The sequence below is a fragment of the Thermodesulfobium sp. 4217-1 genome (genome assembly GCF_039822205.1).
In the GTDB taxonomy this organism is placed as follows: Bacteria; Thermodesulfobiota; Thermodesulfobiia; order Thermodesulfobiales; family Thermodesulfobiaceae; genus Thermodesulfobium.
The window spans coordinates 68197-75033 of the sequence record NZ_JBAGBW010000008.1 but is presented as its reverse complement, the minus strand read 5'-3'; the positions used below and the strand labels follow the sequence as shown (position 1 = coordinate 75033).

General features: G+C 35.8%; 5 protein-coding genes. 1 reads left to right on the top strand and 4 read right to left on the bottom strand.

Translation table 11 applies throughout. The features are described from left to right. Window positions 1–1347, bottom strand: a 1347-nt coding sequence (locus tag V4762_RS04670; RefSeq protein WP_347314618.1) for a PDC sensor domain-containing protein, incomplete at its 3' end; no start/stop codon positions are given. A 436-nt stretch (window positions 1348–1783) separates the two neighbouring features. Here V4762_RS04670 and V4762_RS04665 point away from each other — a divergent pair. Further along, window positions 1784–3478, top strand: a complete 1695-nt coding sequence (locus V4762_RS04665) for an L-lactate permease (RefSeq protein WP_347314617.1) — start codon at window positions 1784–1786, stop codon at window positions 3476–3478. A 56-nt stretch (window positions 3479–3534) separates the two neighbouring features. Here V4762_RS04665 and V4762_RS04660 read toward each other — a convergent pair whose 3' ends face one another. The 3 genes from V4762_RS04660 to V4762_RS04650 all read right to left on the bottom strand — a co-directional run bounded on the left by V4762_RS04660 (window position 3535) and on the right by V4762_RS04650 (window position 6755). Next, on the bottom strand, window positions 3535–5139 hold the full coding sequence (locus tag V4762_RS04660; RefSeq protein WP_347314616.1) for an L-lactate permease: 1605 nt from the start codon (window positions 5137–5139) through the stop codon (window positions 3535–3537). Between the two features lie 79 nt (window positions 5140–5218). After that, window positions 5219–6478, bottom strand: a complete 1260-nt coding sequence (locus tag V4762_RS04655; protein WP_347314615.1) for a Y-family DNA polymerase — start codon at window positions 6476–6478, stop codon at window positions 5219–5221. After that, complete coding sequence (locus V4762_RS04650; protein WP_347314614.1) at window positions 6459–6755, bottom strand: S24/S26 family peptidase; 297 nt, start codon at window positions 6753–6755, stop codon at window positions 6459–6461. The genes V4762_RS04655 and V4762_RS04650 overlap by 20 nt, the downstream gene beginning before the upstream one ends. Between the last annotated feature and the right edge of the window lie 82 nt (window positions 6756–6837).

Here is a 6837-nt window from a genome sequence, read left to right as displayed (position 1 = left end):
CTCTGTATTGTTTGCCTGTTCTTCTGCTCCCTTTGCAATTGCCTGAGTAGTGCTTGAGAAGGTGTTTACTTTATTAGAGAGCGTCTGAGCTATCTTTGATATCTCCTCTGCTCCATGTGCTGTATTCGAAGCTGCCTGAGAAACTTCTCCTGATGAACGAGACAATATAGTTGCGTTTTCTTTTACCCTTTCAGATGTGCTCTGTAAGTCTGACACAAGGTTTTTTAGACTCTGTATTACAGACTTTGTATTTTCTGCCATCTTCTTGGTGCTCTGTGAAAGAAGTCCTAGTTCACCAAAGTAATTGGTATTTATATCTACATTTAAGTCTCCTTCTGAAATCTTCTTGTTTACTTCCACTATCTCTGAAAGAGGCTTTGTAATGCTTTTTGATATGAACTTAAATATTATGAGAGATATTATAGATATTACTATTATGGCTATAAGTATAATTATGAGAAGGTTGTAAAGTCCCGAGTAGAAATCTGAAAACAAAACAGGAATTGATAATATCCACCCAGTAGAGGGAATTCTATCCCAAACAAGTATCTTGTCCTGTCCAAGAAAACTATAGGTGCCATATCCTGTGGACTCGCTTACTACTCTCTTGCCAAGTTCAGCAAGTGATGGAGTTATTAGTTTGCTAACATTTGTAATATTTTCTTTCATAACCATTTCTTTAAGAGGATGTACTACAAAAAGACCGCTCTTATCGAGCAAGAAACCATATCCTGATTTGCCAAACTTTATATTTGATATCATTTCATCTATGGCATCAGCCCTTACGGCATCCGCAATGACACCTATTGTTTTACCTGACTGATCCAATACGGGTACAGCAATTACAAATATTTTTTTCCCAGTGCTTTTGGATATTAGTAAAGATGATACTGCGGTTTTCCCGGTGGACATAGCCTCTTTGAAATAGTCTCTATCTGATAAGTTCGCATTGGCTGGTCCTGTATCGGTAATGTAGCTGCCATCAGTCTTAGCAAAGAATATAAGCTCGGCTTCTGGAAACATCGGATAGACCGATTTTAGGGTATCTGTTATCACTTTTGGATCATTAGTTTGAAATGATGGATTTTTTGCAAGATTTTGAAGAGCTTCAATTCTATTTGTTACGTAGTTGTTTATCCCTGCGACTGAATCCTTTGTGGTCTCTTGCATTGCAGCAATTGTTTGATCTTTTACGCTTTGCTTGATTACGTAGTCTGAAACGAGCATAACGGATACACCTAAAATTACAATAATCAGAATTATTGATAACGTTAATCTTGAACCTATGGTATTCCATAACTTTCCAAAGCTAAATTTAGAAAGCTTTCTTTCATTATCGCTGACCATTTTGGCCCTCCTTAAAAACTTAAAATTTTTATCATAATTATATATCTTTTTAAAAGTAATATACCATATATTTATATATTTGTAATTATAAAATTAATTTTACCAATCTTATAGGTTTATTATTTATATCGTCATTTTTGCGCAAACTTTCTTTGTAATATATTTGAAAAGTTAATAAAATTTTCTTTTAATATATTTTATAGTTATAAAAATAGATGAATATCTAAATGACTTTAAATTAACATTATTATAATGAAGTATTTTCGCAATTATTTGAATTGTCAAGCAATTCTTAATATTGATTTGTTCTTGATTTTCTCTTGTATACCAAATATAATAAAATGCCAAAGGCAAGTAAATGGCTTAGATAAAAGAAGGGCGGTGATATACATTAGTAGTTTTTATGGTTTCAATAAAAAATATAAGGGGGTAATTTATGTTCGTACAGAATTATGATCCACTAAACAATTTTGCACTATCAGTTTTTTGTGCTGCTTTGCCTTTGATTATTTTGCTTTACTTGTTAGCGCTGCATCCAGGGAAAGATTCTCAGGGGAGAAGCAAGCTTGGAGTTGATGCGCGATTTGCAACTGTGACTGCTGCAGTAGTAGCTCTTATTATTGCCGTGGGTGTTTTTAGAATGCCAGCGACTCAGGCATTTCTTGCTTGGTTCTTAGGCGCACTTATTGGTCTGTATCCAATCTGTTGGATAGTAATAACAGTTTTGTTCCTTTATGCAATGACAGTAATATCCGGATCTTTTGACGTTATGCGTCACAGCATTATGAAGATTACTCAGGACAAGAGAGTTCAGGTCTTAATCGTTGCCTTCGGTTTTGGAGCATTCCTTGAGGGTGCTGCAGGCTTTGGAACTCCTGTCGCAGTATGTGCGGCAATATTGGTGGGAATGGGAATAGCACCTCTTGAAGCTGCTCTTCTTTGCCTTTTGGGAGACACTGCTCCTGTCGCATTTGGCGGTGTAGGTATTCCAATGATCATAATGGGTTCGGTAACAGGATTGCCAGTAAACGATATGACTGCAATGGTAGGAAGAATTTTGCCATTCTTCTCATTTATAATTCCATTCTGGATTATGTTTACTTATGTAATTTTACTTGAGAAGAAGAGTATGTCAGATCTATTTGAAGTATTTCCTGCTGCATTTGTGTCAGGAATATCCTTTGCTCTAACTCAATACTTTTTAGCTCAGCATCTTGGTCCTCAATTAATTGACATTCTTGCAGGTATTGTTTCTATTGCATGTCTTGCAATATTTCTTCGTTTTTGGTCCCCAAAGAACGTTTGGATGGCAGATTGGGCAAAGAATGCTACCAAGGATTACTCGATTGGCGAAACTTTCTATGCCTGGGTGCCATGGCTAATCTTGGTTGTTATAATAATTATGTGGGGAACCCCATCAATATCAAAAGTTCTTGGTTCAATGCTTGTTTTCAAGTTCCCAATGGAGGGCTTAAATGGCCTCGTTACAAAGATTCCACCTGTAGTGCCCAAGCCTACAGTCCTAAAGGATGCAGTCTTTGTCCTGCCACTGCTTAGCGCTACGGGTACAGGCATTTTGTTTGCAGCTATTCTTTCTGGTTTGTGGCTAAAGCTATCTCCTTCACAATGGGGAGAGTCTTTTACAATAACCTTCAATAGAATGAAAGCACCATTTATAGTCGTGCCTTCAATTGTTGGGATAGCATTTCTTTATAAATATGCTGGTATGGATGTACAACTTGCATTGGCGTTTGCATCTACTGGTTCAGCTTTTCCGTTTTTCTCATCTATGTTGGGATACTTAGGTGTATTCTTGACAGGTTCAGACACGTCTTCGAATGCGCTCTTTGGCAACCTTCAAAAGATTACTGCAGAACAATTACACATAAATCCAATTTTATCTACAGCGCTTAATAGTGCCGGTGGCGTAATGGGCAAGATGATAAGCCCACAGTCAATTGTCGTTGCTTTGGCCGCTACGTTTACCGATAGAAAAGTAGCAGAGGAGTCTTTCGGACCTTTGTTTAGGTCGGCTCTTGTCCACAGTTTCTTGCTTGCAATCTTAGTAGGACTTGTTGGCTTGATGTATGCTTATGTATTTCCAAACCTGATACCTGTTATAGGAAAATAATTCAGTATTTTTTCACAATAAAGCCTCCATTAGATCTAATGGAGGCTTTATTTCTATTATTTAACACTAAAAGCTATAAATATAGTTAAAATTATTCCTGTTAAAAAAGTGCCAATTATAACTGGCAATATGGCTTTTTTCATAAATTCTGATTCTTCTTTTCCGCTGCATCCTATTGTCATAGCTGCGTTAGTAATCTTGGCCGGAGTTATGGCTGAGGCAATTCCTCCTGCTACCGCGTGTGCGCCAAAAATTATCATAAAATAATTTTCATAACCGACGCTCTTTACAGATTCATACAGTATTTTTGCAAAGAATACGTTTGAAGCTGTTTCTGAACCTCCTATGAACGAGCCTATTAGTCCAAGATATGGTATTAGCGTAGTGAACACTACTCCTGAAAGCATTGCTATCTTGATGGCTATAATTCTATCCATATTAAAAGATGAGTAGTAAGTACCTGGTACTAACACTCCAGAATTATTTGACATAGCTGACCATGCCATTATCATTGCGATTGAAAAGCATATAGAATATGCTACAAAAGGGGAAAAGGATCTCTTTAGCCATAATTTTATAGTTGAAGAGAGCTGATCTTTGGTGGGTTTTAACAAAAAGACTGATAATATTGCTGTTATCATTATCCAAAACCATATAGATGACAATACGTTAAGGTCTACCAGCTGATTTTTATAAAGGGGTATTATTTCATATTTTCCAGGCAAATCTGATAAAAACTTGCTGTTGCCTGGAAGGTTGGTGATCAGCGCAAATGAAAAGAGTAATATCCATGGGGATACCGCTCTTAAAAGTGACATCTCTGGCTTTTTCTCTTCTTCGACTGCTTCCTTTTGAGCGTTTGTAATTTTTTGATATATGAGTACGAAAATCATAGTTACGAAACCTGAAAGCGTTCCTATTATTTGAACGGGAAATATCTTCGTAATAGAAAAAAACAAACAGCTAAGTCCAAGCACCAAGCCACTTAGGAGAGCGCTGAGAAATCCTTTTTTTATAGATTTTATTCCGTCAACAAAATATAGCATTACAAACGCAAAGCCTACTGAAATAAATGGCAAAAATATTGATATGTTTAATGTAAATGAGTTTATAAAGTTTTCAAGATTTGTTATGCCCTGAGGTTGAATTTTGAATGCCTGCCATGCGACTTCTGAAGGCACTGTTATCGGGATAGATAAAAGGGCAAATGATGTTAGCGGATCGTAACAGAGAACTGATATTGCTATAGACGTAACCGGGCTAAATCCAAGGGCAAGGAGAAGCGGTGGGAATAGAGCAGGGGTTACCACGCCCAAAGAAGTTGCAAGAGAGCCAAAACCAAGCCCTAAGAACATTATTTGTTCTTCTTTTGTTTTGCATGTACTCTTAAGTCTGTATGCAATTGAATCAAGTGCCTTTGTTATTTTCATTATGAAAATCAATAACATAGTAAAAAATACCGCTAATGAAATGCTTAGAGATTTTAAGATGCCAAATATTGTAGCGTTTAAACAAATGTCGAATGGAGTTTTAAAAAAAATAAGTGCTAAGAAAAACGTGAAAATCCATGCTACTACTGACATTAGAAAACCCGATCTTGCAAAAATTGTCATTCCTAAAAGAATAAGTACAATTGGACTAATTGCAAGTAAAAAATCCATCTAATTCTCTCCTCCCTCATCTTATAATTCTTGACATAGGCTTGTATATTGTAACATACCAAGAATTTTTTACATCTTGTTAAATAATGTCTATTTCACTTGCTAGGTTAGCTATTTTGTGATCCCTTCTTGCTTGCCAAATTTTATCTACTCCTTCAACTGCGAAGAAAACTGCGTCTTTCTTTATTTTCTTGTTCAGCAGATCGATAGACCTCATAAGATTGTATTTATTTTCGTCTTCTAAACTTGTAAATAAATTTCCCAATGCGGCCTGTCTTGTCGATAGGTTTTTTAATATAACTCCCGCTTTTTTGTAATTTACGTTGCATTTAAATATATCATTTAGGCAGTCTTCGGCCGCATTTAATATAAGAAATACATCCTGCGTATAGAAATCGAAGTTAACTTCTTTTTGATAAGAGCAAAAATTCTCTTTGAATGGGCTTGACGTTATAAAAACAAATAGAGTTTTGGCATATAAATCTAAGCTTCTCATATTATTTACAGCAGTAATCGCAAAGTAAGACACGCTCTCTCTTAAGCTTTTGAAGTTATCAACATCGGTTCCAAAAGATCTTGATACTATTATTTCTTTTTGTTTGGGTCTTTCTTCTTGTAGCTTTATACACTTTATCCCCCTCAGCTCGAGTACTGTAGCCAACCCCTTTATGCTAAGAGATTTTTTGGCAAATGAGTCGTCTATCATTGATAATTCTAAGGCATTCTGTATGCCTATGCTTTTCAAGTAATTAGCCTTGCTCTTGCCAATCCCCCAAATGTCTTTTGCTTCAAAGTTTCTTAAGGCCCCCTCTTCATTGTCAGTTATATCAAATACGCCATTTAGGTCTTTGTGTCTTTTGGCTATCTTGTTTGCAACCTTTGCAAGGGTTTTTGTTCTCCCTATGCCTATCGAGACAGGTATGCCTATAAGACGATATATTTCATCTTTTAGCTCTTTGCAAAATTCAAATCTTTTCTTTTTCAATATCCCCTTTAATTCTATGAATGCCTCATCTATTGAGTATGCTTCTACGAAACATATTTTGGATCTTATTATGTTTATAAACCTTTTTGATATGTCTTCATATATTTCATAATTTGATGAAATAACCACAGCCCCGTTTCTTTCTAAATAACCCCTTATTTGAAAGTATGGAGCGCCCATTTTTACTCCTAATGCCTTTGCTTCATTGGATCTTGCGATTATACAACCGTCATTGTTTGACAATACCACGACAGGTTTGTTTAGTAGACTTGGATTAAACAATCTTTCGCAAGACACGTAAAAGTTGTTGCAATCTATTAGCGCGAAAAAACTTTCAAAGTTTTCTAATGACATAGGTAATCTTGCCGAATATTTCTATTTCTGGCTTTAGGTCAGAGCTATCCTTTATTGCAAGGTGCCCATCCAATAAAACAACCGATAACATCGAGCTCTTTGGCTGTTTTGATCTGTCGACCACTATGATGTCGCCACTTTTTAGATCCAGGTCTTTATAATCCTTTTTTGTCTTAAAGAAAAAGGTTGAAGATGGGCTATCCACTATCAACCTGTTTAAATCTAAATCAAGCTTTTCGTAATTTCTTGCAGGAGATGGAAAACCAGTTCTTTGCATTTTTTCACCCCTATTGTTTATTTTTCATAATAATAAATTTTTTATGATAAAATGTCAATAGGGGTGAGTTTTATTAAACTAC